Origin of the sequence: Aeromonas dhakensis (assembly GCF_002285935.1) — a bacterium.
GTDB lineage: Bacteria > Pseudomonadota > Gammaproteobacteria > Enterobacterales > Aeromonadaceae > Aeromonas > Aeromonas dhakensis.
Map to the genome: position 1 here is coordinate 2,288,758 of NZ_CP023141.1, position 26,054 is coordinate 2,314,811.

The window sequence follows — 26,054 nt, forward strand, 5'->3', positions numbered from 1 at the left end:
TCAGCTGAGCTGGGTAAACTCCTGACGCAGCTTGCGAAAACGGTCCTGCTGGGCCGGATTGAGGGGGATGCCGTCCAGCACCTCCAGGGTCTCCTTGCACTCGGCGCCAAACTCCGGGCTCTTGCGATTCTTCTGCATCAGCTGCAGCAGCACCTGGATCTTGTTGAGGGCGGCGCCGGTATTGGCGGGTGCCCGGCGCAGCGCCTCGCGAAAGTGGCCGAGCGCCTGTTCCAGCTCGCCGGACTGATAGGCCTTGATGCCCAGCTCGTTGAGCTGCTGGTAGCGCTGGCGGCGTTCCAGCACCGTCTTGTCGTCGCGGGTGGCCTGGATGCAGGTGGTGAGCAGCCGATCCTCGTCTTCGGCCAGCAGTGCCTGCAGGCTCTCGGCATATTCGAACTCGCCGAGCTGATAGAGGGCGAGTATGGTCTCGCCCAGCAGGCTGGGGGGCATGGTGGCCGGTTGATCGAGCCAGTTCTGGTTGGCGCGGTAGAGCATCTTCTTGCCCTTGAGCAGCTCCCCCAGGGCGATCTGTACCCGGGCCTGGCAGATCTGCTCGAACACCGGGTAGTTGAACTCCGCCATCATCAACGAATCGCGAATGCGCGACAGGGCCGAGTTGACCTGCTTTTGCAGGTTGGCGATGTGGTAGATGTCGTTGCTGTTGAGGGCGTAGAGGGTCAGCGCCTGGATATAGGCCCCCAGATAGTGGGGGGTGCGGTGGATCGAGTTGCGCGACAGGTCGATGAGGGAGAGCAGCACGTCCTTGGCCTGGGCGTAGTCGTGGCGCAGCAGACACACCTCCGCCAGCCGGCGGGAGAGCTGTACCGACTGGGGCGAGATGTCCACCGCCCGCTTGAGCTCCTGCTGGGCCTGCTCGTCATTGCCGAGCGCCAGCAGGGATTCCGCCAGCCAGAGGTGGGCCTCCACCATCAGCGGGGTGTTCTTGAGGGTCGCCTGCAGGTGGCTCACCGCCTCCTCGTGCAGACCCAGGGTGTGGCACGCCTTGCCGAGGGTGAGCCGGGCCCAGCTGTTCTCCTGGCCGGCCAGCAGCTGGCGCATCAGGCTGCGGGCCTCCTTGGCCTGGCCCAGCTTGAGCTGGGTATCGGCCTGCAGACAGCGGCAGAAGTTGGCAAAGCGTGGCACCGCATCGGCCCGCTCGGCGCAGGCGGCGAGCAGGGTGGTCAGGTTCTCCTCGGCGAGGGCGCTGAACACGCTCTCCAGCGCCTGACGGCGGGCGAGGGCACGTTTGAGGCGAAACGAGAACTGCTCCTGGGAGAAGGGCTTCATCAGGTATTCGTCGGGCTCGGCCTCCAGAGCGCTCAGCACCATGGCGCGGGAGCTGTCGCCGCTCACCATGATCACCACGCTCTGGGGCGGGATGAGCTTCTGATCCCGCAGGCTCTCCAGCAGTTGGCGACCGTTCTCGCCAACCCCCAGCTCGTAATCGATGAGGTAGATGTCGAAGGACTCTTTCTGGCAGCGCCGTCTGGCCTCTTCGGCCGAGTTGACATAGGTGATGCGACTGATGCCGATGTTGATCAGCATCGCCTTCATCATCACCTGAAAGGAGCGCTGTTCGTTGACCAGCAGGATGCGCTTCGGTTTGGGTGGGGCTTTTTTCTCTGGCTCGGATTCCGGTGTCTGCATCTGTCTGGTCAGGGCGCTACGGGCGGATAACAGAAGTGTGCCACCAAAGCGCGCAGACAGGCAATTGAACATCCATGCCGCCGCTGTTTTTCCTCTGGCAAGGGGGCGCCGGGCCTGAAAAAAACCGCCGCGGCCCTTGATCCCGGTCAAGCGGGCGCTGGATTGCACTGGCGGCGCCCACGCCGGTTTTTAGACTGAAAAGAGGCAGGCCGCGGGCCTGCCTTCGACCATCCAGTGACCACAAGGAGGAATCAAATGAGTTTGCTACCAGGCCGTACCAGTCTGTTTGATGACCTGTTTCACGACATGGCCTCCGGTTTCTACATCCGGCCCCTGCACGGGGATCCGCTGCCGAGCCAGATCAAGCTGGACCTCAAGGAGAGCTGCGGCGGCTATCTGCTGCAGGCGGAGCTGCCCGGGGTGGCGAAGGAGGACATCCACGTGGATGTGCACGGCAAGCTGGTGACCCTGAAGGCGGAGATCCGCCAGCACGACAGCCAGAGCCAGGATGAGCGCACCCTGCGCAGTGAGCGCTATTTCGGCAGCGTATCGCGCACCGTCGAACTGCCGGTGGAGGTGACGCCGGAGCAGGTGGTCGCCCGCTTCGACAACGGCATCCTCACCCTGCAACTGCCCAAGCAGGCGGTGACTCCGGCGCCCCACCGCATCCCCATCGAGTAGCGCCGGCTTGCACACCACGAGGCCCCGCAGTGCGGGGCCTCGCTCTTTATGGTGGTTGGGGAGCAGGCCGGGGAGAGGGCAGGGATGGCTGGCGGCGACCCCGGCTCGTTCCTGATCACAAGGCCACCCGCCGATCGGCCCCGGACAGCCCTCCGGGTGGATTTTTTCAGAGGGGGGATTGTGCAAATGGGTTTCTTTTGATACCACTGAATGCTTTCCCCTGCGGATCAGCCACCATTGCGCGACAAGGAGTTCCCATGCGCCTGCCACCCTTTCCCCCGCTGGTCTGGATCGTGATCCTGGGCACCTTCATGGTGCGCACCAGTTTCTTCATGGTCTGGCCCTTCCTCTCCATCCTGCTCTACCGGGAGTATGGCCTGTCAGCCTCCGGTATCGGGATGCTGCTGGGCGGCGCGGCGGTGCTCTCCTGCCTCATCGGCTTCTACGTCGGCTGGCTCTCCGACCGGCTCGGCCGGCGCACCATACTGCTGCTCGGCTGCGCCCTGTCGTGCGGCGCCTACCTGTTGCTCGGGTTCGGTCACTCCCTCTGGCTCATCACCCTCGGGGTGTTTGGTTCGGGTCTCTCCTACGCCTTTATCGATACCCCGGGCAAGGCACTGATGGGAGATCTGCTGCCCGAGAAGGCGCTGCGCGAGCTGGCTCTGCACCTGCGCTACTTCCTGCTCAACGTGGGGGCGGGGGTGGGGCCCCTCATCGGCGTCATGGTGGGGCTCGGTGCGCGCCAGGAGACCTTCGTGGTGACGGCCGCCAGCTATGGCCTGCTCGGCATCGCCTTCCTGCTCGGCTTTCGCCGCGACTGCGCCAACCGGCCGGATGCGGGTCTCTCCCTGGGGGCCATGCTCAGGGTGGTGGGGCGGGATCGCGCCTTCATGCTGTTCATCCTCGCCAACCTGCTGATGAATCTGGTCTACGCCCAGGTGGAGTCGCCGCTGATCCAGTACCTGACCCGCGCCGGCGCCCCCGAGGTGGAGACGCTGGTGGCCCTGCTGGTGGCCACCAATGCGCTCACCATCATCACCCTGCAGTTTCCGCTGCTGCACCTGACCCGGCGCTGGCGGGTGAGCCTGCGGCTGCAGTTCTCCATCCTGCTGATGGCATCGGCCCAGGTGATGTTTGCCCTGTCGAGCCCGGCCCTGCTGTGGCCCTGGCTGGTGGCGATGTTCTTGCTGAGCGTGGGGGAGGCGGTGCTGTTTCCGCTCTTCAACGTGCTGATCGACCAGATGGCGCCGGCTCACCTCAAGGGGAGCTACTTCGGCGCCAGCGCCCTGGCCGGGCTCGGCTGGGCGTTCTCGCCTATGGTGGGAGGCTGGTTCTTGCAAGTGTGGGGTGGCCCGGCCCTGTTCGCCGTGATGACCGCGATCTGCATGCTGGTGTTTGCCCTCTACGGGATGGGTCGCCGGGAGGCGCGTCCATCGGCCTCGCCGGCCGGCTGCGAGGATTAACACGCAGCGTGTTGACGGCGCTCACTGGTTTGCTGTCGCCGAGGGAATACGCCAATGCCTCACTGCATTCCCATCGAATCACGCCGGCTTGAAAACAACGAGGCCCCGCACTGCGGGGCCTCTTTTTTATGGTGGCTGGGTTATGGCTGCTTGGGAACCAGATAGGGGGCGAACTGGGGGGTATGGCTGGCGGCGAAGCCCTGCTCGGTCTTGACGATGAGGTAGACGGCGAGCCCATGCTCCTTGGCAAAGGCCATCGCCTGCTCCGGCCCCATCACCATGAGGGCGGTGTCGAGGGCGTCGGCCTCGAGCGCAGTCGGGGTGATGACGCTGGCGGAGACCAGCTTGTGGGTGATGGGCTGGCCGCTGGCAGGGTCGATGATGTGGGAGTAGCGCTGGCCGTCGAGCTCGTAGTAGTTGCGATAGCTGCCGGCGGTGCTGAGAGCCATGCCGTTGGGGATCACCACGTCCGAGAAGGCGCCGGGCTGGTCGGACGGCTCGACGATGGCCACCCGCCAGGGCTTGCCCTTGGCGTTGTTGCCCTTGCTGCGCACGGCGCCGGCCACCTCGATGAGGTAGTTGTGCACCCCCTTTTGCTCGAGCAGGCCGGCAATCTCGTCGGAGGCCGCCCCCTCGCCCAGGGTGGAGAGATCGAGGTAGAGATCGGGAATGCCCTTGCCGAGCAGGAAGTGATCACCCTCTGGGGTCAAGGTCAGCCGGTCGATGCCCACCTTCTGGCGGGCGCTGGCGATCTGCTCGGCGCTGGGGCGCTTGATGGGACGTTTGTCCGGCCCGAATCCCCACAGGTTGACCAGCGGGCCCACGGTGACGTCGAGCTTGCCTTTGGTGAGATGGCCGGCATCGATGCCCTGCTGCACGATTTTGGCCATGGTGGCGGGAATGGCCATAGGTGGCTGACCGCTGCCCTGATTGAAGCGGGAGATGAGGGAGTTCGGGTCGTAGGTGGAGATCTCGTGGTTCATGCGCGCCAGCAGGGCGTCGACCTCCTGCTGCAGCGCAGGCTCCCCGCCCGGGAAAGGGTCGCTCAGGGTCACCGCATAATAGGTGCCCATGGTCTTGCCCTGAATGCGGGTCTGGGTCGGGGCTGGCTGACAGGCGGTCAGCATCAGCAGCAGGGTCAACAACAGGCCGCGGGGGGCCGGGCGAGCAAGGAGCGACATGCGGGATCTCTCTGGCTAAAAACGGATGGCTCGAGCGCGGGCTGCGAGCCGGGGTCGCCAGCTTAGCCAAGGGCGCGGCGGCGGGCGAGCGTCGGCTGGAGAAAAGCGCGGGAGATAATTAAACAAAGAGTGGTTAATGGGCGGCGCGGCCGGTTTGTCCAGTCAAATAATGGGAACAATCTGGTGACCTGACCCGCAGCTTTGCGCTAAAGACATAGCCGAATGACGACAGTTGAGTAGAATAAGGTCGATTTTGACAGCATGTTTGCCAGCCATGGTGCGAGCCTGCAGGCAATTGTGTTGCCATCTATTGCCAATCAAAGGAGAGGATGATGAAAAAGGCGATTACCCTGCTGTTTCTGAGCACCCTGGCTGCCCCGGCTCTGGCCGATGAGTGCGCGTTGGTCATCGAAGGCAATGATGCCATGCAGTACAACCTCAAGGAGATGAGCGTACCGGCCACCTGCAAAGAGGTGACCGTGACCCTGAACCATACCGGCAAGATGCCGGTGACCGCCATGGGCCACAACTGGGCGCTGGCCAACACCGCCGACTATCAGGCCGTTGCCACCGCGGGCATGAGTGCCGGTGCCGAGAACAACTACCTGCCCAAGGATGATCCCCGCGTACTGGCCCACACCAAGCTGGTGGGCGGCGGCGAGAGCACCAGCGTCACCTTCAAGACCGACGGCCTGGCCGGCAAAGACCTCACCTTCTTCTGCTCCTTCCCCGGTCACTTCGCCATGATGAAGGGCACCTTCAAGGTCGGCTAAGCACGTTGTGCCGACTCAGAAGCCGGGCAGTGCCCGGCTTTTTTGTGGCCGCTTGCCATGCCGTAGGGAACCCTGGCTCTGCACCGGGAGCTGTGTGCCGTTTTATGATCCCGCGCGGGGTGAGTGGGGAGCATAGCGGGTAAGATAGGCCCCTTTCGGGCCTGATGGTCCGCGTGAGAGGAGTCGTTTGTCGTGAGATACGCCATCAACTGGGTGGTCGGCTGTTGCCTGCTGCTGGTATGCGCCATTGCGCTGGCGGCAGAGCCGCCGGTGAAGAAGAGCCGCAACGGCATCTGCCATCCCAAGGGCGGTACCTACTACAGCCGCACCAAGCACTACACCCCCTATGACTCCATGCAGGCCTGCCTCGACAGCGGCGGCCGGGCGCCGAAACGCTGACCGGCGCCAGCCACCTACCTGGGCTGCAGGGTAAAGAAGGCGATGGCGCTCTTCTGCTGGCAGTCGAACTGGATGCTCTGCTCGCCGCTGATCAGCAGGGTCTCGTTGACCGTCATGGGCTGGCCCGCCGCCGTGAGCTGGCCGCTTAGCAGGTAGCAGAGATAGGTCTTGTCCGCCTCCAGGGTGAGGCTGAGCGGGAAGGGGAGGTTGAGCACCCGCACGTTGGCACTGAGGCGGGCCGGGTCATAGATGAGCCCCAGATCCGTCACCTCTTTTTTCAGCAGCTCGCAGTGGGTGTCGTCATCCCCGCTGAAGTGGGCCGCCTCGAAGGTGGCGTAGGGGTGGCCGTTGAGCACGAAGCCGGCCCCGCTGATGGGCAGCAGGATGCGCTGATAGCCGGGAAATTTCGAGAAGGGGCCGGCCCCCTTGATGGGCGCCGAGCTCAGCCGATAGGCAAAATCGAGCTTGTCGAGGCTGGCGCCGGCAGGGGAGATGAGGATCTGGGCTGTGGTGCCCTGCTTGTTTTTCCAGGGCATCTTCAGCTGGTCGGACTCTTTTATCAGGGTGATCAATGGCGCCTCGGCAGGTGGTGAGCGGAGTGAATTGTGTGGCCCAGTGATACCATCCCGCCCGCCGGCCCACAAGGTTGCGTCTGCCTGTCCAGCACTGCCCGCCCACTATTTCATCAGTTTCATCAGTCAGGCCAGCCATCGCCCTTGCGTTGGCTGCTTGTCCGTCGCGGCTGTATGAAACGCAACCACTTTTGCGAGGCGGCGGGAGGGCAAAACGGCAGGCTGTGATCCCGTCGCTGTTAAAGCGGCGGCGGCTCGCTACACTGGCGGTTCTGTTGCCCAAGGAGGCCCCATGACTCACAAGATCATTCTGGATACCGATCCCGGTATCGATGACGCCATGGCAATTCTGTTTGCCGAAGCCCACCCCGCCATCGAGCTGCTCGCCATCACCACGGTTTTTGGCAATGCCACCATCAAGAACGGCACTCACAACGCCCTCTGGCTCAAGCAGCAATATGGCATGAAGGCGGATGTGGCGCAGGGGGCGGCCGCCCCGCTGCGACGCGAGCCGGTGGGCCCGACCACTGTGGTACACGGCCCGAGCGGGTTTGGCGACGTGACGGCGGGGGAGGTGACGCTCACTCCGGATCCCCGGCCGGCCTGGCAGTATATCGTCGAAGCGGTGAAGGCCGCCCCCGGTGAGATCACCCTGGTCACCATAGGGCCGCTCACCAACCTGGCGCTGGCGCTGCAGGCGGCCCCCGAGATTGCCGGCCTGGTGAAGCAGGTGGTGGTGATGGGCGGCGCCTTCGGCGTCAACGGCCATCGCGGCAATGTGACCCCCTATGCCGAGGCCAACATCCACGACGATCCGGATGCCGCCGACCGGGTATTCACCGCCCGCTGGCCTGTGGTGATCATCGGGCTGGACGTGACCCAGCAGAGTTTCTTCAGCAGCGCCTATCTGGACGCACTGCGCGATGAAGCGGGGGAGCCAGGCCGTTTCCTGTGGGATGTCAGCCGCTTCTACCTGCGCTTCTACTCCGAGCGGATCGGGCTCGACGGTTGCCACGTGCACGACCCGTCCGCCATCGCCTACGTGATCGATCCGACCCTGTTCACCCTGCGCGCGGGGCCGGTGCGGGTCATCAACGACGGCCCTGCCATCGGTCACACCCTGCAGAAATTTGACGGCAAGTCCCACCCCCACGATGAGTGGGCCGACCATCCTGCCCAGCAGGTCGGGGTGGCGGTGCGGGAGCAGGCGCTGCTGGCGCTCTATCGGGAGACGCTGGTGGCTTGGGGTCGCAACCGCTAGAGGGCTAGGCGAGCAGGGTGGCTTGCGGTCGGACTTGAGACGCGGCTGTGATCCGCACCAAACAATTGGGGGCCAGTTGCGGCTTATACTGGCAGCAACCGTGTGAAGAAGGAGAAACAGGATGGCCTGGTTGTCGTTGCTGGTGGCGATTGCCCTGATCTGGTGGTTGATGAAGCTGGGGCGTGGCGCCCTGTTCGAGATCCGGCTTGCCCCCGGCAAGGTGCAGGTCAAGCGGGGCAAGGTGTCGCCCGCATTCATCGAGCATGCCAAACAGATCCTGCGTCACGAGACGGTGCGCGGGCGCATCCTGGGTCAGCGCGATGGCGATGGGGTCAAGCTGGTCTTCTCCCGCTCCATTCCGGAGCCGGTGGCCCAGCGTTTTCGCAACATCTTCCCCTATGGCGATTACCGGCTGGGGGCGGTGCCGCTCTCCGGCTCCAAACCGCGCAAGGGGTGAGTCGTCACTCACACAGCAAACGGGCCTCCATTGGAGGCCCGTTTTGTTAGGGTCGGAGTGACTTATGGGTGCAGGGCGCGCTGGGCCTTGACCGTCTCCGGCTTGATGGCGACCCCTTCATTGCCCCAGGAGGCGCGCAGGGTGTTGACCAGCTCGGCGATCTGCTGATCGTTGAGGGTCCAGCCGTAGCCCGGCATGTGGTAGCCGATGTTGCCCTGGGTGATGGGGGTCTCGGCGCCGTGCAGCAGCACGTTGAGCAGGCTGGCCGGATCCTCGGCCAGTACGGTCTGGTTGCCGACCAGGGAGGGGATGACGTGGTCGTTGCCGCGCCCGTCGTTGCCGTGGCAGGTGGAGCAGTACATGGCGTAGTCCGCCTTGCCGCCGGCACTGGCGTAGGCACGGTTGCCCCTGGCGGCCGGTGCCTCGTCATCCAGCCCGGTCAGGTAGGTGGCGATGCTGGCCAGATCCGCGTCGCTGAAGTACTGGCTGCTGTGAGTGATCACTTCCGCCATGGGGCCGCTGACGGCCTGATGCTGGCTGCGGCCGGTTTTCAGCAGATCGATGAGGGCCTGCTTGTCGTAGCGGCTGCCGCGGATGTCGGGAGCATACCAGCCATCCAGGGTAGCGCCGCTCAGATAGAGGGGATCCGCTTCGGTCAGGGCCTTCTCCTGCATGCCGATCCCGCGCGGGGTGTGGCAGCTGCCGCAGTGGCCCGCCCCCTGCACCAGATAGGCGCCACGGTTCCACTCTTCACTCTTGCCGGTGACCGGGGTGAAGCAGCCGTCATCGTGATAGAGCCAGTTCCAGCCCCTGAGGGGCCAGCGCATGTTGAGCGGCCAGGGGATGTCGCTCGCCTTGTTGGCAATGGCCTGCGGCTGCACATCCTGCATCAGGTAGTGGTAGAGGGCGGTGAGATCCTCATCGCTCATCTTGGCGTAGGCGGTGTAGGGCATGGCCGGGTAGAGGGGGTCGCCGCTGCGGGTGATCCCTTCGCGCATCACCTTGATGAACTCGGGCAGGCTGTAGTTGCCGATGCCGTGGGTCTTGTCCGGGGTGATGTTGGTGGCGTAGACGGTGCCGACCGGGGTGGGGAAACCCTTGCCGCCGGCGAGCGGCTTGCTCGCCTCGCTGGTGTGACAGGCGGCGCAGTCCCCCAGCTTGGCCACGTATTCACCCGCCGACATGGCGGGGGCGGCTTGCAGGGCGAAGGTGGGCAGGGCCAGCAGCACGGCGCTGGCAGTCAGGGAACGGATCATTTTGCACCTCCCTTGGTCAGGGCGACCAGCTCGTTGACGGCGCGCCACGCCTCGTCGATGGCGGCGTGAGCATAGGGGCTCCAGCCCGCGTCCGAGTTGGCGATGGTGATGTTGCCCACCGGCTGGCGACCCCGCTCAATGAAGCGCTCCGACTGCTCGTCGTCGTCAAACAGGGAGTTGGCGATGTAGGAGTAGCCGTGGGACCAGCGGTTGACCGTGATGGCGAGGATATCCTGCTCATGGTTGAAGCCGGCCTCGCCCAGCATGGCCTGCAATTGTTCGCGGATCATCTGCTCGTGCTGCTCGAACGGCATGCCGAGGAGCATGGCGCGCCCCTTGCGGGACTGCTCGCGGGCCGACAGGCCGCTGCCCGGCAGGGTCGGCACATAGACCATGTGCAGGCACATGGGCTGATCCGGGTTCTTGGGATGCTCATAGCCGCCGAGGTCGACCGGGTAGTCGAGCTTGACCCGGCTGTAGGGGGCGGCCGGGGCATAGACCTCGTGCACGCCGAGTTTGACGAACGGCTGCCAGTTTCTGATCACCACCTTGGTGTAGACCAGCGGCGCCTTGACGTTCTGACGCAGCGCCTCCTTCTGGGGCTCCGGCATCTCGGGCACCAGGTAGGGGATCATCATGTTGTAGCCGGCCATGATGCACTGTCTGGCCTGCACCCGGTGCAGTTTGCCCTCCTTGATGTAGGTGACGTCCACCCCCTGTTTGCCGTCCTTGAGCGGCACGTTTCTGGCCTGCAGCACCGTGCTGCCAAGGCGCAGCTGCACCTTGTGCTCGGGGCGGTCGAGCTGGCTGTAGTCGAACCTGGCCAGCACCACATCCTGCATGGTGTGGCCCGGGGCCACCTGCGGAATTAGCTTGCGCACCATCAAGCGGGTGAGGCCGGCGTTGCCATCCGGGAAGTGGAAGATGTAGGGGTCGTCCAGCTCGGCCTGGGATTCTGCATCGAGCGGGGTGAGATCCATGCCGGCAAAGCCCGGCAGGGCGCACAGGCGCGCGTCGGCGCAGGAGGTGGCATCGATGCCGACCGCCTGGAAGTCGTCGGTGCGCTGCTGGAAGAAGGTGATGGCCCGCTCGCTCAGCCCCACCTTGTCGCGCAGGAAGGTGGTGTAGCTGTTGCTCTCCATCCAGGCGTCTTTCTGCTCGCGGGTCATGCCGTGCAGGTAGTCGGTCTGCTCTTCGTGCAGCGCCAGCAGGGCGGCCTTGTCGGTGTCGTCAAACGGGAAGTCGCCGATGAACTCGGCCAGCGGCCGGCCGTTCAAGCGATCGCGCGGGATGTCGTCGGCCACGCTGTGGCCCGGGTCGCCGCTCACTATCTTGTTGACCCCGAAGTGCTTCTCGTCAAAGAAGACGCCGCGGCTCAGGCCCAGATCCGGGTAGAAGGTCTGTTGGAAGCCTTTGGCCAGCTCGTCGATGTTGACCTCCAGCGCCTTGAGCAGCCCCAGCGCCACCGGGCTGTAGACGGAGCGCGGCGATTGCAGGGATTCGCTGCCGCCGTAACCCAGCCGCAGACCATCCGGAGTGGTGAACTCGTTGCGCTTGGCGTGGCCACCGAAGTCGTCGTGGTTGTCGAGCAGCAGGATCTTTTTGTCCGCCCCGAGCAGTTGCTGGTAGAAGCAGGCGGCGGAGAGGCCGCTGATGCCGGCGCCGACGATCACCAGATCGTACTCGCCCTCCAGCGGGAGGTGGGCGAAGTCATACTGCTTGCCGTCTCGGGCGATGCTGTGAGCCGGCTCGAAGGAGCCCGGATGGTTGCCGCGCAGGCCGGTGAGAGCGGGCGGATAGACCAGCGTCTTCTCGGCCAGCGCCTTGCCGCCTTCGGCGGCCTGCAGCAGCTGGATGGGGGCGACGCCGGCCGCAATGGCAATGGCGACGCCGTTGAGAAAGTCTCTGCGTGTGATGCTCATGGCAATCCCTGTAAATGAAGAGTCGAATGAGAAGTGGGATAGGGTTGAATTCGTGACTGACGAGTAACGAAGGGGCGCAACCTACCGCTATATCCCGATGGAGTCCATGGCTTTGATAATAACTTATTAAACAAAATGGGGGATCATGTGATGGTCATGGCGGTGAGATGGATGAAATATGCATGTTTGTGAGGCAAAGCCACATCAACACCAAGGAATTAATTGAAATTTAATTTGATTAATTATGGTTAATTTCGAGTCTCACCTTTATTCGGCCATGGTCGACAAACAGGGCCTGATTATCGCCTGAATTTTCACCGCAAGGCCACCAAATGACGCCCTTTATCCTTGTGAAATAAAAGGTTAAACGACGAGGTGGTCATTTAATCAACGCTGATTGAATAAAATTGAGCCAGCCGCTGATTAATTGAGAAGGGCCCGACATGGATAAATTCAGCGGCGTCAAGCCATTAACATGCGACACACAGAAATCGCAAACCGCACACAAGTGAAAGATTAATTTTTCATGTTGTTCACATCCCCCCCCGGTGAAATAGAATGCTGCGTTTTTCTTACCACTTTAGCCTTGCGAAGATGAGGACATTGCATGAGACCTTTTGATGTAAAGAGGGGCTTGGGCGCTTTGCTGTTGCTCGCGACTGCCGGCTTGCTGAGCGGCTGCGACATGGCGCTGATGAGCCCCAAGGGGCAAGTTGGTCTGGAGCAGAAGTCACTGATATTGACCGCACTCGGCTTGATGCTGATCGTGGTGGTGCCCGTGATCGTGATGGCAGTGGCGTTCGCTTACAAATACCGAGCGTCCAACACCAATGCCACCTATGCGCCTGACTGGGCCCACTCCAACAAGATTGAAGCGGTCGTCTGGACCGTACCCGTCATCATTATCGCCATCCTGGCGGTGATTACCTGGAAAACGTCCCACTCTCTGGATCCCTACAAACCGTTGGAATCCGAGGTGAAACCGATCCAGGTCGATGTCATCTCCCTTGACTGGAAATGGTTGTTTGTCTATCCGGAGCTGGGCATCGCCTCGGTCAACGAGCTGGCATTCCCGGTCAACACCCCGGTCAATTTCCGGGTGACCTCCGACACCGTGATGAACTCCTTCTTCATTCCTCAGCTGGGCGGCCAGATCTACGCCATGGCGGGCATGCAGACCAAGCTGCACCTGATTGCCAACGAGGCAGGCCAGTACAAGGGCATCTCGGGTGGCTACAGCGGCGCCGGTTTCTCCGGCATGAAGTTCAACGCCATCGCCACGCAGGATCAGGCCGGTTTCGACGCCTGGGTCGCCAAGGTGAAAGCCTCTTCCAAGGCGCTCAACACCATGGATGAGTTCAATACCCTGGCCAAGAAGAGCGAAAACCACCCGGTGGAGTACTTCGCCAGCGCCGATCCCAAGCTGTTCGTCAACATCATCAACAAGTTCATGGGCGACATGAAGCACGGCGAGCACGCCGCCATGCAACACGGCGAAGCGCAGGCCGCGATGCCGCATGATGCCTCCATGAGCCATGAAGGCATGGAGCACGGCGACGCCATGCACCATGAGGCCCAGGGCGAGCAGATGGACCACGCCGGTCACATGCCGGCCGACAAGACAGTGAAAGCGGGTACTAACTGATGTTTGGAAAATTAACACTCGATGCCATTCCGTACCATGAACCCATCATCATGGTCACGATCGCCGGCATCATTCTGGGTGGGCTGGGTATCGCCGGCCTCATCACCTATTTCGGCAAGTGGCAATATCTGTGGAAAGAGTGGTTGACCTCGGTCGACCACAAACGCCTCGGTATCATGTATCTCATCCTCGGCATGGTCATGCTGCTGCGCGGCTTTGCCGATGCGGTGATGATGCGTACCCAGCAGGTCATGGCCTCGGCCGGCGGCGAGGGCATACTGCCACCGCACCACTACGACCAGATCTTCACCGCCCACGGCGTCATCATGATCTTCTTCGTGGCCATGCCGCTGGTGATCGGTCTGATGAACATCGTCGTGCCGCTGCAGATCGGTGCCCGTGACGTCGCCTTCCCCTTCCTGAACAACCTGAGCTTCTGGTTCACTGCCGCGGCCGTGGTGCTTATTAACGTCTCCCTCGGGGTCGGTGAATTCGCCCAGACCGGCTGGCTGGCCTATCCGCCCTTGTCGGGGCTGGAGTTCAGTCCCGGGGTCGGGGTCGATTACTGGATCTGGAGTCTGCAGATCTCGGGTCTGGGGACCCTGCTGACCGGCGTGAACTTCTTCGCCACCATCATCAAGATGCGCGCCCCTGGCATGACCATGATGCGCCTGCCGGTGTTCACCTGGACCGCCCTGTGCGCCAACGTGCTGATCATCGCCTCCTTCCCGATCCTGACCGTCACCATCGCCCTGCTCACCGCAGACCGCTACCTGGGTACCCATTTCTTTACCAATGACATGGGTGGCAACATGATGATGTACATCAACCTGATCTGGGCCTGGGGTCACCCCGAGGTGTACATCCTGGTACTGCCGGTGTTCGGGATCTTCTCCGAAGTGGTGGCGACCTTCTGCAAGAAGAAGCTGTTCGGTTACACCTCGCTGGTGTGGGCGACCATCGCCATTACCGTGCTCTCCTTCATCGTCTGGCTGCACCACTTCTTCACCATGGGGTCCGGCGCCAACGTGAATGCCTTCTTCGGCATCACCACCATGATCATCTCCATCCCGACCGGGGTGAAGATCTTCAACTGGCTGTTCACCATGTACCGCGGTCGCATCGAGTTCACCTCACCCATGCTGTGGACCGTCGGCTTCATCATCACCTTCACCGTGGGTGGCATGACCGGGGTACTGCTCTCCGTGCCGGCCGCCAACTTCGTGCTGCACAACAGCCTGTTCCTGATCGCCCACTTCCACAACGTCATCATCGGCGGCGTGGTGTTCGGCTGCTTCGCCGGTATCACCTACTGGTTCCCGAAAGCGTTCGGCTTCAAGCTGGATGACGTCTGGGGCAAGCGTGCCTTCTGGTGCTGGATCACCGGCTTCTTCGTGGCCTTCATGCCGCTCTACGTGCTGGGCTTCATGGGCATGACCCGTCGTGTCAGCCAGAACATCGATCCCGAGTTCCACGGCTGGCTGGTGGTGGCTGCCTGCGGCGCCGGTCTGATTGCGCTGGGCGTACTGTGCCAGGTGATCCAGATCGTGGTCAGCATCCGCGACCGCGAGAAGAACCGCGACCTGACCGGCGATCCCTGGGGTGGCCGTACCCTGGAGTGGTCCACTTCCTCGCCGCCCCCCTTCTACAACTTCGCCATCGAGCCGAAGATCAAAGGGCTGGATGCGTTCTGGGAAGCCAAGCAGGACGGTTCTGCCTATCAGCAGCCCAAGCACTATGACCCGATCCACATGCCGAAAAACTCCGGTGCCGGCGTCATCATCGCCGCCTTCAGCACCCTGTTCGGCTTTGCCATGATCTGGCACATCTGGTGGATGGCCATCGCCGGCTTCGTCGGCATGATCGCCACCTGGATCATCCACAGCTTCAATGACGACGTGGACTACTACGTGCAGGTTGACGAGATCGAGCGGATCGAGCGTCAGCATTTTGAAAATCTCAACAAGGTGGCTTAATTCCATGGCGACTGACGTTCTACATCACACTCACGGTGCCCATGAGGATGGGCACCATGATGCCGGCGCCAACAAGGTATTCGGCTTCTGGATCTACCTGATGAGTGACTGCATCCTGTTCGCGACCCTGTTCGCGACCTATGCGGTCCTGGTCAACGGCACCGCCGGCGGTCCGAGCGGCAAGGACATCTTCGAACTGCCGTTCGTGTTTGCCGAAACCATGCTGCTGCTGCTGAGCTCCATCACCTTTGGCTTTGGCATGCTGGCCATGAACAAGAACAAGGTGGCGGCGGTCAATACCTGGCTGTTCATCACCTTCCTGTTCGGTGCCGGCTTTATCGCGATGGAGATCTACGAGTTCCATCACCTGATTGCCGAGGGCTACGGTCCGGATCGCAGTGGCTTCCTCTCCGCCTTCTTCACCCTGGTGGGTACTCACGGTATCCACGTGACCAGTGGTCTTGTCTGGATCATCGTGATGATGGTGCTGGTAGCCAAGAAGGGGCTGACCGATCGCAACCGTACCCGTCTGATGTGCCTGAGCCTGTTCTGGCATTTCCTCGACGTGGTGTGGATCTGCGTCTTCACCGTGGTCTATCTGATGGGGGTCATGTAATGAGTCATTCCGTTGACAATCACGGCGCCAGCCACGGCAGCGCCAAGAGCTACCTGATCGGCTTCGTGCTGTCCCTGATCCTGACCGCAGTGCCGTTCTGGATGGTGATGGACGGTTCTGCCTCCCACACTACCGTGCTGGCCACCGTGGTCGGCATGGCGGTGGTGCAGATCTTCGTGCACCTGGTCTACTTCCTGCACATGAACACCTCGTCCGAGGAGCGCTGGAACCTGGTGGCACTGATCTTTACCGTGCTCATCATCGCCATCGTGGTCGTGGGTTCCCTGTGGATCATGTACAACCTCAACATCAACATGATGGTTCACTGAGCAGGTTGGCAATGATGATGAAGCAATACCTGCAAGTGACCAAGCCGGGCATCATCTTCGGTAACCTCATCTCGGTTATCGGAGGGTTCCTGCTGGCCTCCAAGGGGAGCCTGGATGTGCCCCTCTTCATCCTGACCATGGCTGGTGTATCACTGGTGGTCGCCTCCGGTTGCGTGTTCAACAACTACATCGACCGGGACATCGACTGCATCATGGAGCGCACCAAGAACCGTGCTCTGGTGAAGGGTCTGATCGCCCCCGGCGTATCGCTCTGGTACGCGAGCGCCCTCGGCATTGCGGGCATTGCACTGCTCTACTTTGCGGCCAATCCGTTGGCCGCCCTGCTGGCGGTGCTGGGCTTCATTGTCTATGTGGGGGTCTACAGCCTCTACATGAAGCGTCACTCGGTCTACGGCACCCTGGTTGGCAGCCTCTCCGGCGCCGCGCCGCCGGTCATCGGCTACTGCGCGGTGAGCGGTCAGTTCGACTCTGGCGCCCTGATCCTGCTGGCGATCTTCAGCCTGTGGCAGATGCCGCACTCCTATGCGATCGCCATCTTCCGCTTCAAGGATTACCAGGCGGCCAACATCCCGGTACTGCCGGTGGTGAAGGGGATCCCGGTGGCCAAGCTCCACATCACCCTCTACATCCTGGCCTTCATGGTGCCGACCCTGATGCTGTTCCTCGGCGGCTACGCCGGTTACAAGTATCTAGTGGTGGCCACCGCGGTCAGCGTCTGGTGGCTGGGGATGGCGCTGTCTGGCTACAAGGCGGCGGTGGATGACTCCCTCTGGGCACGCAAGCTGTTCATGTTCTCCATCGTCACCATTACCTGCCTGAGCGTGATGATGTCGGTGGACTTCCAGCCGGAGGCCGAGCCTGCGGTACTGGTGAGCATGCTGCCCTGATAGTGTGACTTGCCCCCCTAAAATGCATGAAATCCAGAGCCGGGAACCTTCCCGGCTCTGTTATTATGGGGCCGCCCCGTCGGGCACTTTTACCTTGTGTCGGGTGTGGCAAGCCCAGTGTCGGCCACCCCTTGAGTCTTCCTTTTTCCTGACCTATCGAGGCCATCATGAATGATTTCACCATGACGAGGGGCGAGCGCCGTGCCACCTGGGCGCTCGGCTCCGTCTTCTCGTTGCGCATGCTCGGCATGTTTATGGTGCTGCCGGTGCTGACCACCTACGGCATGTCGCTGGCTGGTGCCTCCGAGGCGCTCATCGGCCTGGCCATCGGCATCTACGGCATGACCCAGGCGCTGTTCCAGATCCCGTTCGGCCTGCTCTCCGACAAGGTGGGCCGCAAGCCTCTCATCGTCGGCGGCCTGCTGATGTTTGCCCTCGGCAGCGTGATTGCGGCGTTGACCCACTCCATCTGGGGCGTGATCCTCGGTCGCGCCTTGCAGGGCAGCGGCGCCATCTCGGCTGCCGTGATGGCGCTCTTGTCGGATCTCACCCGCGAGCAGAACCGCACCAAGGCGATGGCCTTCATCGGGGTGAGCTTTGGCATCACCTTCGCCATCGCCATGGTGACGGGGCCCCTCATCACCCATGCGCTGGGGCTCAGTGGTCTCTTCTGGCTGATCGCCCTGCTGGCGCTGGCGGGCATTGCCGTCACCCTCTGGCTGGTGCCGACCCCGAGCGGTCACCTGCTCAATCGCGAGTCCGGCATGGTGAAGGGGGGGATGCGCACCGTGCTGACCAACCCGCGCCTGCTCAAGCTCAACTTCGGCATCCTCTGCGTGCACACCCTGCTGATGTCGAGTTTTGTGGCGCTGCCGCCGCTGCTGGAGCGCGCCGGCCTGCCCCGCGACAGCCAGTGGCAGGCTTATCTGGTCACCATGCTGATCGCTTTCGTCAGCGTGGTGCCGTTCATCATCTATGCCGAGAAGCGCAGAAAGATGAAGCGGGTGTTCCAGATCTGCGTGCTGGTGATGCTCGTCGCCGAGCTGGTGCTCTGGCAAAGCGGCCTGCAGCTGTGGGGCCTGCTGGCCGGCCTGCAGATCTTCTTCATCGGTTTCAACGTGATGGAAGCGCTGTTGCCCTCTCTTATCAGCAAGGAGTCGCCCCCCGGCTACAAGGGCACCGCCATGGGGATCTACTCCACCAGCCAGTTCATCGGGGTGGCCATCGGCGGCAGCCTCGGCGGCCTGCTCTACAGCCTGGGCGGCGGCGCCCTGGTGTTTGGCGGCTGCGCCGCGCTGGCCCTGGTCTGGCTCGGGGTCAGCCTCACCATGGCCGAGCCCCCCTATGTGAGCAGCCTGCGCATCGTGCTGCCGGAAGGGGTGGAGGCCGACACTGCGCTCGAGCAGAAGATCCGCGCCTGCGAGGGGGTGAGCGACGTACTGCTGGCCGCCTCGGAGCGCTCCGTCTATGTGAAGGTGGACAGCAAACGCCTGAGCCGGCGCGATCTGGAGTCGCTGGTCGCTGCCTGAGGACACCGACCAGCATGAAAAAGCCCGCCAATCCGGCGGGCTTTTTATTGGGCTCCATTCAGCTGGATTGTGCCCAGCTGTGCTTGGTAGGGCTGGGCTCAGTCGGCCAGGCAGCGCTGCTCGGCGGGCAGGCTCGCGGCATCCCCCAACAGCAGGGTGCTGAGAGCCGCCCGGGCGCAGCGGGAGCTGCTGAGCTGGCCATGCTGATTGCTCTGCTCCACCTGCACCATTCGCGCGGCGTGGCCAAAGGCGGCCTGCATCTGGCGGGCACCGGCGAAGGGGGTATTGGGGTCGTACTCGGCGCCGAGCACCAGGGCCCTGGCATCATCCGGCAGCTTTATCTCGCCGGCGCCGTAGTTGGTGATGGGCTGGTGCGGATAAGGCCAGTCGGCGCAGGTGTTGAAGCTCTTGGCCAGCAGCAGGGCGCCAGCCCCCTGGAAGGAGGCATCTTCCGGATCCAGCCCCTGCCAACCATAGGGCTCGCTGTTGTCGGTGCAGTGGATGGCGCTGAAGAAGGGCATCTCCTGCAGTTCCTGATAGGGGTTGTCATCGTCCTGCCCGGCGAGGCGGGCCAGCAGGGGGCCGGCGTCGTCCTGCTGCCAGAAAGCGAGCTGATCGTCGCGCTGGCTGCCGCTGATGGCATCGCCCAGCACCGCCACCCAGCTGGCGCGGTCGAGCACATTGCCCTGATTGTCCACATAGCGGCCGTTGTCGCGCACCTGCCGGGTCACCGCCATGCTGCGCTGCAGCGCCTGCTCCCCGAAGCGCCAGGCCAGAATGCGGTTGGCATTCTCGGCATCGCGGCGAAAGATGGCCGGGTAGCGGCTCTCGGCGGGAGACATCGGCGAGTCGACCACCAGATTGGCCACGTGGCTCGGGTAGCGGGCGGCATAGAGGGCGGCCAGACGAGTGCCGTAGGAGAAGGTGATGGGGGTGATCCGCTCGCGCCCCAGGTGCTGGCGCAGGCGCTCCATGTCCTCGACCACGGCCCGCGAGCCCAGGTGCGGCGCATGCAGCCGCAACGGCTCGTCGCAGCGCTCGCGCAGGGTGGTGCCGAAGGCCTTGCCCTGATCCGCCCCGCTCTCGAGTGCCGGCAGGGCGCCCTTGTCACGGCTGGCAAAGAGCTGGGCGAGCTGCGCCGGGGTCATGTCTGGCCGAACGCCCTGCTTGTCGGTCAGCAGGCAGCTGCGCAGCTCGTGGCCGAGGGCGCTGTAACCGGCCCCGCGGGGATCCAGGGTGACGATGTCGTAGTGCTCAAGGATGGCGGGGTTGGCGCTGCGCAGCAGGTCGAGCAAAAGGCCGAGATCCGGGGTGGCCGAAGTGGGGCCGCCCGGGTTGTAGAACAGGGTGCCGCGATAGTCGCCGCTGGCGCGATAGTGCAGATAGAAGATATCCAGGGTGTCGCCCTTGACCGTGCGGGTCTCCTGTTTGACATGGGTGCGGCTGGGCTGGTTCGACCAGGAGGAGAAACGGCTGCTGTCGCCGGAGAAAAAGCCACTGCTGGAGCGCGAGGTGGAGCTTTTCTCCCACTTGCTCTCCTTGATCTGGACCCACTCCTTGTCGTAATCGAGCGGTACCGTCAGATAGTGACAACTGACCTGACTGGCGGGAATGGCGATGCCGTCCTCCTGCCAGCCCTGGCGCAGCTGTTGGCAGACCTGGCCGGCGTCATAGCCGGCGCGAATATGGCGAGCCTGGAAGGGCTCCTCTTTCTTTTCCAGATTGCAGCCTGCCAGCAATGCCGGTGCCAGCAGGGTCATGAGCAGCGTGTATTTCATTGTCTATTTCCATTTATCTAGCCTGAACCCCGAAATAGTACGGGGAGGGGCCGACCGGATGGCAGCCGGAAGTTGTATGGAAATATTGCAAGGTGTGTCGATTTACATATTTATGGTGATATTTGATGGTCTCATTGTTCTATTTGAAAATAATGACCGGCAACGCGCACCGTTATTTTATGCGGGATCAATAACGGCGGCGCAACCGGTCGGCACAGGGAGAGGTCCTGGCGTTACACGGTCGCGCGCCAGAACGGCTTGTCCCCCAGCACGGTGGCCCTGTGCATCACTCGCCGGGCCGGCAGATAGTCGGCGTTGGCGTAATGCTGGGTGACCCGGTTGTCCCAGATGGCGATGTCGTGCTCCCGCCAGCGCCAGCGCACCTGATACTCGGGCTTGGTGACATGGCGAAACAGGAAGGTAAGCAGCGCCTCGCTCTCTTGCGCCGGCAAGTCGGGCAGGCGGGTGGTGAAGCCTTCATTGACGAACAGCGCCTGCCGACCGCTCAAGGGGTGGGTGCGAACCACAGGGTGGCGCAGCGGCGGGTTGTGGGCCGCCGCCTCCTGCCAGCGCTGGTATTCGGCCGGGCTGGCGTTGTGGCGATGGGCCGGGAACGACTTGGTGAAGTCGTGTTCGGCCTCCAGCCCTGCCAGCAACTGCTGCAGGCGGGGGGAGAGCCCCTCGAAGGCGGCGATGCCGCTGGCCCACAGGGTATCGCCCCCCACCGGCGGCAGCTGCTTGGCGGCCAGAATGGCCAGCGCCGGCGGCGTCTCGATGAAGGTGACGTCGGTGTGCCAGTTGTCGTTGTCCGGCGGGTTGTCGTCGTGGGTATCGAGCACGATGATCTCCTCGGCCTCCGGCGCGTGGGGATAGACAGGGTGAATGTGCAGATCGCCGAAGCGGTTGGCCAGCGCCCGCTGCTGGCGGGGGTTGATGGGCTGATCCCGAAAGAACAGCACCTGATGGGTCAGCAGGGCCTGCCGCAACTGCGCGAACTGACCTTCATCGAGCGGCCCGGCCAGGCTGATGCCGCTGATCTCGGCGCCGATGTGGGGGCCGAGGGGGATGATATGCAGGGAATTGCTCATAGTCCTTCTCCATGCCACGGCGTCAGGCGACGCTGCAGCGCACGTAAACCAAGTTCCAGAGTGAAGGCGATCAGGGCGATCACCAGAATGCCCGCCAGTACCACGTCGGTGGCGAGAAACTCGCCGGCGGCTTGCACCATGAAGCCCACGCCGCGGGTGGCGGCGATGAGCTCGGCCGCCACCAGGGTGGACCAGCCGACCCCGAGCCCGATGCGCAGCCCGGTGAGCATGTCCGGCAGGGCGCCGGGCACGATGACGTACCAGAGCACCTGCCAGCGGTTGGCGCCGAGCGCCCGGGCGGCCCGCAGACGCACCTGCCTGGCGCCCTGCACCCCGGCCAGAGTGGCCATGGCGACCGGCGCGAAGATGGCCAGATAGATGAGCAGCACCTTGGAGGTTTCGCCGATGCCAAACCAGATCACCATCAGCGGCAGGTAGGCAAGGGGCGGCACCGGCCGGTAGAGCTCGATCAGCGGGTCAAGCATGCCGCGCAGGGTGGGGCTGAGCCCCATGGCGAGACCCACCGTCACACCGCACAGGGTGGCGGCCGCGAGGGCGATGAGGATGCGCTGCAAACTGGCGGCGAGGTGCTGCCAGAGGGTGGCGTCCATGAAGCCTTGCGGCCCGGCGAGGGTGACAAGCTGTTGCAGCACCTGGGCGGGTGGCGGCAGGAACAGCGGGTTTATCAGCCCGAGCCGGGCCACCAGCCACCAGAGCGCCAGGAGGGCACAGAGGGTCAGCAGGCTTATCCCAAGCCGGCGCGGCAGCGGCCAGCGCAGGCGTATCCGGCGGGCAGGGTCGAGCGGACGGGAGAGGGTGAGGCTCATGCAAACACCTCCCGCTCGGCAAAGACCCGCTCCAGCACGTACTCGCGCTGCGCGATGAAGGCGGGATCCGACTTGATGCTGCGGCAGGGCTCGCCAGCGGCGAAGCGGCGGCCGAAGTCCAGGGTCAGCCGCTCCATGACTCGCCCCGGCGCCGGGGAGAGCAGCACCAGTTCGGTGGCCATGAACACCGCCTCCTCGATGTCGTGGGTGATGAGCAGCACCTGCCGGCGCTGCTCGTGCCACAGGCGCAGCAGCAGGGTCTGCATCTGCTCGCGGGTAAAGGCGTCGAGGGCGCCGAAGGGCTCGTCGAGCAGCAGCAGTTGCGGCTGGGTGGCCAGCGCCCGGGCGATGCCGACCCGCTGGCGTTGACCGCCGGAGAGCTGCCAGACCGGCTTGGCCTGGGCCTCCTCCAGCCCCACCTTGCTCAGCATGGCCAGCGCGCTGGCCTCGCGTTCGCGGCGCGGCACGCCGGCCAGCTGCAGCCCGAAGGCGACGTTGTCCAGCACGTTGCGCCAGGGCAGCAGCCCCTCGTGCTGAAAGACCACCCCTCGCTCGGCGCCGGGGCCGCGCACCGGCCGCCCCTGCAGGCTGATGGTGCCCTGCTGGGCGGGCTGAAAACCGGCGATGAGGTTGAGCAGGGTGGTTTTGCCGCAGCCGGAGGGGCCGAGCACCACCATCAGCTCGCCCGCATCCAGGGTCAGGTTGATGTTGTCGAGGACTCTGCGTCCGGCGTAATCGGCGCAAAGGTGGGTGAGCTGCAGCATGCATGCCTCCTTGTTTTGCGGGGTTAGCGGGCGTGAGCCTTGACGAAGCGGTCGGTCACGTAGTCGCGATAATCGTTGCCGGCGCTCTGTACCTTGCCTTGCTCCTTGAGAAAGCGGCTGGTGTCCACCAGGGTCTGGTTCACCAGCTCCCCCAGTTCGGCGCCCTGCTGGCTGGCGCTCAGGTAGCTGTTGCCCCTGACCAGCGCGGGCACGTCGCTGGCCGGCACGCCGCTCAGTTTGGCCAGCTTGGCGAGGTTGTCCGGCTTGGCGAGCCAGCCGTCGGGGTTGGCCAGGTAGTCGCGCTGGGCCGCCAGGGTGCTGTCGACGAAGGCCTGTACCAGTTCGGGATGGGCCTTGGCGAACGCCTTGCGTACCACCCAGACATCTAGGGTGGGGGCGCCCCACTCGCCCACCTGGGCCGAGTCGGTCAGTACCTTGCCGTCCTTGGTCAGCTCGTTGAGGGCCGGCGCCCAGACATAGGCGCCATCGATGTCACCCCGCTGCCAGGCGGCGATGATGGCCGGCGGCTGCAAGTTGACGATCTGCAGGCTGGCCGGATCCACTCCCCAGTGCCGCAGCGCGGCCAGCAGGCTGTAGTGGGTGGTGGAGGTAAAAGGCACGGCGATGCGCTTGCCGGCCAGGGCTGCGGGGGAGGTGAGCCCGGGCTTGACCACCAGCGCTTCCGAGTTGCCGAGCTGGGAGGCGAGCAGGAACACCTCGATGGGCACCTGCTGGTTGACGGCCACCGCCAGCGGGCTGGAGCCAATGTTGCCGATCTGCACGTCGCCGGAGGCGAGCGCCCGCACCACGCTGGCGCCGCTGTCAAACTTGAGCCACTTCACCGTGGCGCCGCTGCTGCGGGCAAAGGTGTCGTCGGCCTGGGCCACCTTGGCCGGTTCGGCAGAGGTCTGGTAGGCCACAGTAACGTCCACGGCCCTGGCTTGCAGGCTGAGCAGGGTGAGCGCCGCCAGCCAGAGGGAATGTCCTTTTCCTGTCATGATATTGCTCCATCGGGGGAATGAAGGGGCAGTTTTCCCATTTATCGGGGCGCTGAGGAAAGACCGAAAATATATGGCTGATGAAATATGATTCTTAGAAAAAGAACGGCAATAAAATCCGTTTATTCATATATCTCAATATGGCAAGTCGATATTTGATGGCTGGCAATGGGTGTTGAAAAAATGCTGAAAATATCGGCAAGACTATTCATATATGGCAATGCTTGCCCATTTATTGAATATCGAACCGGTTTGGCTTGTTGGGCGGATAAAATAAAACCCGCCGGTTGGGCGGGTTGGTATGGGGCAGGGGATGCCGCTGAGGCAAGACGCGCGTTGGCAACGGGCCGGGCGAGCGCGGCGTGCCTGAACTCAGCGCTCCAGCAGGGGGGCGGAGCGGTAGCTCCAGAGCCCGTAGGTGCGCAGGGCATCGCGGTAGATGCCGAGCAGCTCGCTGTCGCTCACCTTGGCAAGTTCGGAGAGTGGCTTGTCGGGGTAGCTGACGCTGTCTATCCGGATCCCGGCCGGCCCGCTCTGCCAGCAGGCGATCTCCAGCAGGGTCTGGCCCCGGCGCACATGGCTGGCGGAGCTCACCAGGGTGGCGTACTCAATCTGGTGGCGGGCGAGGGCATAGCCGCTGTAGAGGGCGTTCTCCACCGTGCTGGTGGCATAGTTCTCCTCGATGATGCGGGAGCGGTCGATCCCCTTTTTCACCAGCCAGTCCGCCATCAGCTTGCCCTCGGTCTGGCGGTTCTGGGGCACGCCGCCGGTCAGAATGATGAGGGCCGCCGGGTTGGCCTTGGCCAGCGCCCGGGTGGTTTCCAGCCGGCCCAGCAGGATGTCGTGCATGGATCCGTCGGGATTGAGAGCATAACCCAGGGTGACGATGGCCCGGTTGCCCGGCTTGGGTGAGCGCTCACCCTGCTCCTTGAGCGGGGTGGCGATGACGCGCTCGACCGTGTCGAAGATGCGCTGCAGATCGGCGGCCCGGCCGGGATTGAGGGTCGCCAGCTTGCTCTGATACCCCTTGGCGGCGGTCTCGTTGTGCTTGAAGGTCTGCCAGGTGGCGAGGTAGGTCAGCAGGTCGATGTCATCGGGCGCCGTGCTGAGGGCCTGCTCGAACAGGCCGATGGCCTTGTCCACGTTGCCGTTGTAGATCTGGGCGTTGGCCGCCGAGATGAGCAGGTCGGTGCGATAGGGCTCGAGCTGGTAGGCCTGCAGCAGCAGCTCGGTGACCTGCTCCATGTTGCTCGGCATCTTGGCGGTGAAGCCGGCGGTGGAGATGCGGGCGGGGGATTTGAAGATCTGCCAGGCGTCCGCCAGCAGCTGATCCACCACCTGGCGCTTGCTGATGTACTGGTCGTAATTCTGCTCCTTTTGCAGGGAGCGTACCGGGGCAGCCCAGGCTTCGGAAGGGAGCACGGCAGGCAATGTCAGCAGGCCGGCCAGCGTCAGGGCAATCGCGGTTCTTTTCATCATGATGGCGTTCCACCGAAGGTTGATGGCTCCAGGCCATTCCAGGACCATGGGGCTTTTTCAATAAAAACATAAACTTGGTGATTGGTCAGTGTATCGCGTTGTGGCGTGAAAAAACGTGAACCGCTTCGGTTATCCGGGGAAGGGGGTGGTGTTTGCCCTATTCGGGGGGAGCGAAGTGTGGTTTTCCTGTGAAGTGGCTCAGTTGTGGCGCAATCCTGCCGCGTTTTCGGCGAAAGGGGCCATGACTGTGAAAAAGTTGACGGTGCCAATCGTTTTACCGCTTTTTCTGTGACTGCGATCACTGTACCATCGCCGCCCGACCTGCCACCTGGCGCGCGGCTCCCTGCGTTCTGGTTGGCGTCACCCGATACTCGCCGTCACCCGGAACGTGAATGACCCCAGGATGGGACCCGCCACTAACCTGTAGGTTTGTGGTCTGCGTGTCGCGGGGTCGGCACCTCTCCCGCCCGCTCCCTGCGATGCCTGTCTGCAGACTTGCCGTATG

At 63.4% G+C, this 26,054-nt stretch carries 23 protein-coding genes; 12 read left to right on the plus strand and 11 right to left on the minus strand.

Going from position 1 to position 26,054, the window contains the following annotated elements:
• A complete protein-coding gene (locus tag CK627_RS11010) occupies positions 1–1,647 on the minus strand; it encodes a tetratricopeptide repeat-containing response regulator (protein WP_010633387.1) in 1,647 nt (548 codons plus the stop codon).
• A gap of 255 nt (positions 1,648–1,902) precedes the next feature.
• Here CK627_RS11010 and CK627_RS11015 point away from each other — a divergent pair, with 255 nt between their 5' ends.
• Positions 1,903–2,328, plus strand: a complete 426-nt coding sequence (locus CK627_RS11015; protein WP_095592347.1) for an Hsp20/alpha crystallin family protein — start codon at positions 1,903–1,905, stop codon at positions 2,326–2,328.
• A gap of 257 nt (positions 2,329–2,585) precedes the next feature.
• On the plus strand, positions 2,586–3,791 hold the full coding sequence (locus CK627_RS11020) for an MDR family MFS transporter (protein ID WP_095592348.1): 1,206 nt from the start codon (positions 2,586–2,588) through the stop codon (positions 3,789–3,791).
• A 140-nt stretch (positions 3,792–3,931) separates the two neighbouring features.
• Here CK627_RS11020 and CK627_RS11025 read toward each other — a convergent pair whose 3' ends face one another.
• Positions 3,932–4,972 (minus strand): FAD:protein FMN transferase, encoded by a 1,041-nt coding sequence (locus CK627_RS11025; protein ID WP_095592349.1) that lies wholly within the window; start codon positions 4,970–4,972, stop codon positions 3,932–3,934.
• Between the two features lie 332 nt (positions 4,973–5,304).
• Between CK627_RS11025 and azu the strand changes: the two genes are divergently transcribed.
• Together azu and CK627_RS11035 are read left to right on the plus strand one after the other, a co-directional pair.
• Positions 5,305–5,745, plus strand: coding sequence for an azurin (gene azu / locus CK627_RS11030; RefSeq protein WP_005302949.1), 441 nt, complete (start codon positions 5,305–5,307; stop codon positions 5,743–5,745).
• 192 nt (positions 5,746–5,937) lie between these two features.
• Positions 5,938–6,144 carry a hypothetical protein gene (locus tag CK627_RS11035; protein ID WP_010633391.1) on the plus strand — a complete coding sequence of 69 codons (207 nt, stop codon included), beginning with the start codon at positions 5,938–5,940 and terminating at the stop codon, positions 6,142–6,144.
• Positions 6,145–6,158: 14 nt separating this feature from the next.
• Here CK627_RS11035 and CK627_RS11040 read toward each other — a convergent pair whose 3' ends face one another.
• Positions 6,159–6,716, minus strand: coding sequence for a HutD family protein (locus CK627_RS11040; protein WP_026141624.1), 558 nt, complete (start codon positions 6,714–6,716; stop codon positions 6,159–6,161).
• A 292-nt stretch (positions 6,717–7,008) separates the two neighbouring features.
• Here CK627_RS11040 and CK627_RS11045 point away from each other — a divergent pair, with 292 nt between their 5' ends.
• Together CK627_RS11045 and CK627_RS11050 are read left to right on the plus strand one after the other, a co-directional pair.
• The gene (locus tag CK627_RS11045) at positions 7,009–7,977 is read left to right on the plus strand and encodes a nucleoside hydrolase (protein WP_095592351.1); all 969 of its coding nucleotides are present in this window, start codon (positions 7,009–7,011) and stop codon (positions 7,975–7,977) included.
• A gap of 121 nt (positions 7,978–8,098) precedes the next feature.
• A complete protein-coding gene (locus CK627_RS11050) occupies positions 8,099–8,434 on the plus strand; it encodes a DUF3634 family protein (RefSeq protein WP_005302941.1) in 336 nt (111 codons plus the stop codon).
• A gap of 62 nt (positions 8,435–8,496) precedes the next feature.
• Here the strand turns inward: CK627_RS11050 and CK627_RS11055 are convergent, their stop codons facing one another.
• A complete protein-coding gene (locus tag CK627_RS11055) occupies positions 8,497–9,690 on the minus strand; it encodes a c-type cytochrome (protein WP_095592352.1) in 1,194 nt (397 codons plus the stop codon).
• Positions 9,687–11,612 (minus strand): NAD(P)-binding protein, encoded by a 1,926-nt coding sequence (locus CK627_RS11060; protein WP_095592353.1) that lies wholly within the window; start codon positions 11,610–11,612, stop codon positions 9,687–9,689. Before CK627_RS11060 ends, CK627_RS11055 begins: the two co-directional genes overlap by 4 nt.
• 607 nt (positions 11,613–12,219) lie before the next feature.
• Here CK627_RS11060 and cyoA point away from each other — a divergent pair.
• The 6 genes from cyoA (at position 12,220) to CK627_RS11090 (ending at position 18,615) form a co-directional block, all read left to right on the plus strand.
• Positions 12,220–13,257 carry a cytochrome o ubiquinol oxidase subunit II gene (gene cyoA / locus CK627_RS11065; RefSeq protein WP_095592354.1) on the plus strand — a complete coding sequence of 346 codons (1,038 nt, stop codon included), beginning with the start codon at positions 12,220–12,222 and terminating at the stop codon, positions 13,255–13,257.
• Positions 13,257–15,233, plus strand: a complete 1,977-nt coding sequence (gene cyoB, locus CK627_RS11070) for a cytochrome o ubiquinol oxidase subunit I (protein ID WP_005302935.1) — start codon at positions 13,257–13,259, stop codon at positions 15,231–15,233. The genes cyoA and cyoB overlap by 1 nt, the downstream gene beginning before the upstream one ends.
• A 4-nt stretch (positions 15,234–15,237) precedes the next feature.
• A complete protein-coding gene (locus tag CK627_RS11075) occupies positions 15,238–15,849 on the plus strand; it encodes a cytochrome o ubiquinol oxidase subunit III (RefSeq protein ID WP_005302934.1) in 612 nt (203 codons plus the stop codon).
• Positions 15,849–16,178 carry a cytochrome o ubiquinol oxidase subunit IV gene (locus CK627_RS11080; protein WP_005302933.1) on the plus strand — a complete coding sequence of 110 codons (330 nt, stop codon included), beginning with the start codon at positions 15,849–15,851 and terminating at the stop codon, positions 16,176–16,178. The genes CK627_RS11075 and CK627_RS11080 overlap by 1 nt, the downstream gene beginning before the upstream one ends.
• An 11-nt stretch (positions 16,179–16,189) precedes the next feature.
• The gene (gene cyoE, locus CK627_RS11085) at positions 16,190–17,086 is read left to right on the plus strand and encodes a heme o synthase (RefSeq protein ID WP_095592355.1); all 897 of its coding nucleotides are present in this window, start codon (positions 16,190–16,192) and stop codon (positions 17,084–17,086) included.
• A gap of 167 nt (positions 17,087–17,253) precedes the next feature.
• Entirely contained in the window at positions 17,254–18,615 is a 1,362-nt protein-coding gene (locus CK627_RS11090) for an MFS transporter (RefSeq protein ID WP_017780805.1), read from the plus strand.
• A 98-nt stretch (positions 18,616–18,713) separates the two neighbouring features.
• Here the strand turns inward: CK627_RS11090 and CK627_RS11095 are convergent, their stop codons facing one another.
• The 6 genes from CK627_RS11095 to CK627_RS11125 form a co-directional block, all read right to left on the minus strand.
• Complete coding sequence (locus CK627_RS11095) at positions 18,714–20,393, minus strand: alpha/beta hydrolase (RefSeq protein ID WP_167385319.1); 1,680 nt, start codon at positions 20,391–20,393, stop codon at positions 18,714–18,716.
• Between the two features lie 233 nt (positions 20,394–20,626).
• Complete coding sequence (gene tauD / locus CK627_RS11105) at positions 20,627–21,481, minus strand: taurine dioxygenase (RefSeq protein ID WP_095592357.1); 855 nt, start codon at positions 21,479–21,481, stop codon at positions 20,627–20,629.
• Positions 21,478–22,308 (minus strand): taurine ABC transporter permease TauC, encoded by an 831-nt coding sequence (gene tauC, locus CK627_RS11110; protein WP_065016962.1) that lies wholly within the window; start codon positions 22,306–22,308, stop codon positions 21,478–21,480. Before tauC ends, tauD begins: the two co-directional genes overlap by 4 nt.
• A complete protein-coding gene (gene tauB, locus CK627_RS11115; protein ID WP_095592358.1) occupies positions 22,305–23,072 on the minus strand; it encodes a taurine ABC transporter ATP-binding subunit in 768 nt (255 codons plus the stop codon). The genes tauC and tauB overlap by 4 nt, the downstream gene beginning before the upstream one ends.
• Positions 23,073–23,095: 23 nt before the next feature.
• Positions 23,096–24,070, minus strand: a complete 975-nt coding sequence (tauA, locus tag CK627_RS11120; protein ID WP_065016964.1) for a taurine ABC transporter substrate-binding protein — start codon at positions 24,068–24,070, stop codon at positions 23,096–23,098.
• A gap of 372 nt (positions 24,071–24,442) precedes the next feature.
• Complete coding sequence (locus tag CK627_RS11125; RefSeq protein WP_174704176.1) at positions 24,443–25,597, minus strand: YdcF family protein; 1,155 nt, start codon at positions 25,595–25,597, stop codon at positions 24,443–24,445.
• Positions 25,598–26,054: the final 457 nt, after the last annotated feature.

What these genes read in the sequence shown, in the direction of transcription:
- CK627_RS11010 (WP_010633387.1), bottom strand. Translation starts at nt 1,647, where the DNA reads ATGCAGACACCGGAATCCGAGCCAGAGAAAAAAGCCCCACCCAAACCG.
- CK627_RS11015 (WP_095592347.1), top strand. Translation starts at nt 1,903, where the DNA reads ATGAGTTTGCTACCAGGCCGTACCAGTCTGTTTGATGACCTGTTTCAC.
- CK627_RS11020 (WP_095592348.1), top strand. Translation starts at nt 2,586, where the DNA reads ATGCGCCTGCCACCCTTTCCCCCGCTGGTCTGGATCGTGATCCTGGGC.
- CK627_RS11025 (WP_095592349.1), bottom strand. Translation starts at nt 4,972, where the DNA reads ATGTCGCTCCTTGCTCGCCCGGCCCCCCGCGGCCTGTTGTTGACCCTG.
- azu (WP_005302949.1), top strand. Translation starts at nt 5,305, where the DNA reads ATGAAAAAGGCGATTACCCTGCTGTTTCTGAGCACCCTGGCTGCCCCG.
- CK627_RS11045 (WP_095592351.1), top strand. Translation starts at nt 7,009, where the DNA reads ATGACTCACAAGATCATTCTGGATACCGATCCCGGTATCGATGACGCC.
- CK627_RS11050 (WP_005302941.1), top strand. Translation starts at nt 8,099, where the DNA reads ATGGCCTGGTTGTCGTTGCTGGTGGCGATTGCCCTGATCTGGTGGTTG.
- CK627_RS11055 (WP_095592352.1), bottom strand. Translation starts at nt 9,690, where the DNA reads ATGATCCGTTCCCTGACTGCCAGCGCCGTGCTGCTGGCCCTGCCCACC.
- CK627_RS11060 (WP_095592353.1), bottom strand. Translation starts at nt 11,612, where the DNA reads ATGAGCATCACACGCAGAGACTTTCTCAACGGCGTCGCCATTGCCATT.
- cyoA (WP_095592354.1), top strand. Translation starts at nt 12,220, where the DNA reads ATGAGACCTTTTGATGTAAAGAGGGGCTTGGGCGCTTTGCTGTTGCTC.
- cyoB (WP_005302935.1), top strand. Translation starts at nt 13,257, where the DNA reads ATGTTTGGAAAATTAACACTCGATGCCATTCCGTACCATGAACCCATC.
- CK627_RS11075 (WP_005302934.1), top strand. Translation starts at nt 15,238, where the DNA reads ATGGCGACTGACGTTCTACATCACACTCACGGTGCCCATGAGGATGGG.
- CK627_RS11080 (WP_005302933.1), top strand. Translation starts at nt 15,849, where the DNA reads ATGAGTCATTCCGTTGACAATCACGGCGCCAGCCACGGCAGCGCCAAG.
- cyoE (WP_095592355.1), top strand. Translation starts at nt 16,190, where the DNA reads ATGATGATGAAGCAATACCTGCAAGTGACCAAGCCGGGCATCATCTTC.
- CK627_RS11090 (WP_017780805.1), top strand. Translation starts at nt 17,254, where the DNA reads ATGAATGATTTCACCATGACGAGGGGCGAGCGCCGTGCCACCTGGGCG.
- CK627_RS11095 (WP_167385319.1), bottom strand. Translation starts at nt 20,393, where the DNA reads ATGAAATACACGCTGCTCATGACCCTGCTGGCACCGGCATTGCTGGCA.
- tauD (WP_095592357.1), bottom strand. Translation starts at nt 21,481, where the DNA reads ATGAGCAATTCCCTGCATATCATCCCCCTCGGCCCCCACATCGGCGCC.
- tauC (WP_065016962.1), bottom strand. Translation starts at nt 22,308, where the DNA reads ATGAGCCTCACCCTCTCCCGTCCGCTCGACCCTGCCCGCCGGATACGC.
- tauB (WP_095592358.1), bottom strand. Translation starts at nt 23,072, where the DNA reads ATGCTGCAGCTCACCCACCTTTGCGCCGATTACGCCGGACGCAGAGTC.
- tauA (WP_065016964.1), bottom strand. Translation starts at nt 24,070, where the DNA reads ATGACAGGAAAAGGACATTCCCTCTGGCTGGCGGCGCTCACCCTGCTC.
- CK627_RS11125 (WP_174704176.1), bottom strand. Translation starts at nt 25,597, where the DNA reads ATGGTCCTGGAATGGCCTGGAGCCATCAACCTTCGGTGGAACGCCATC.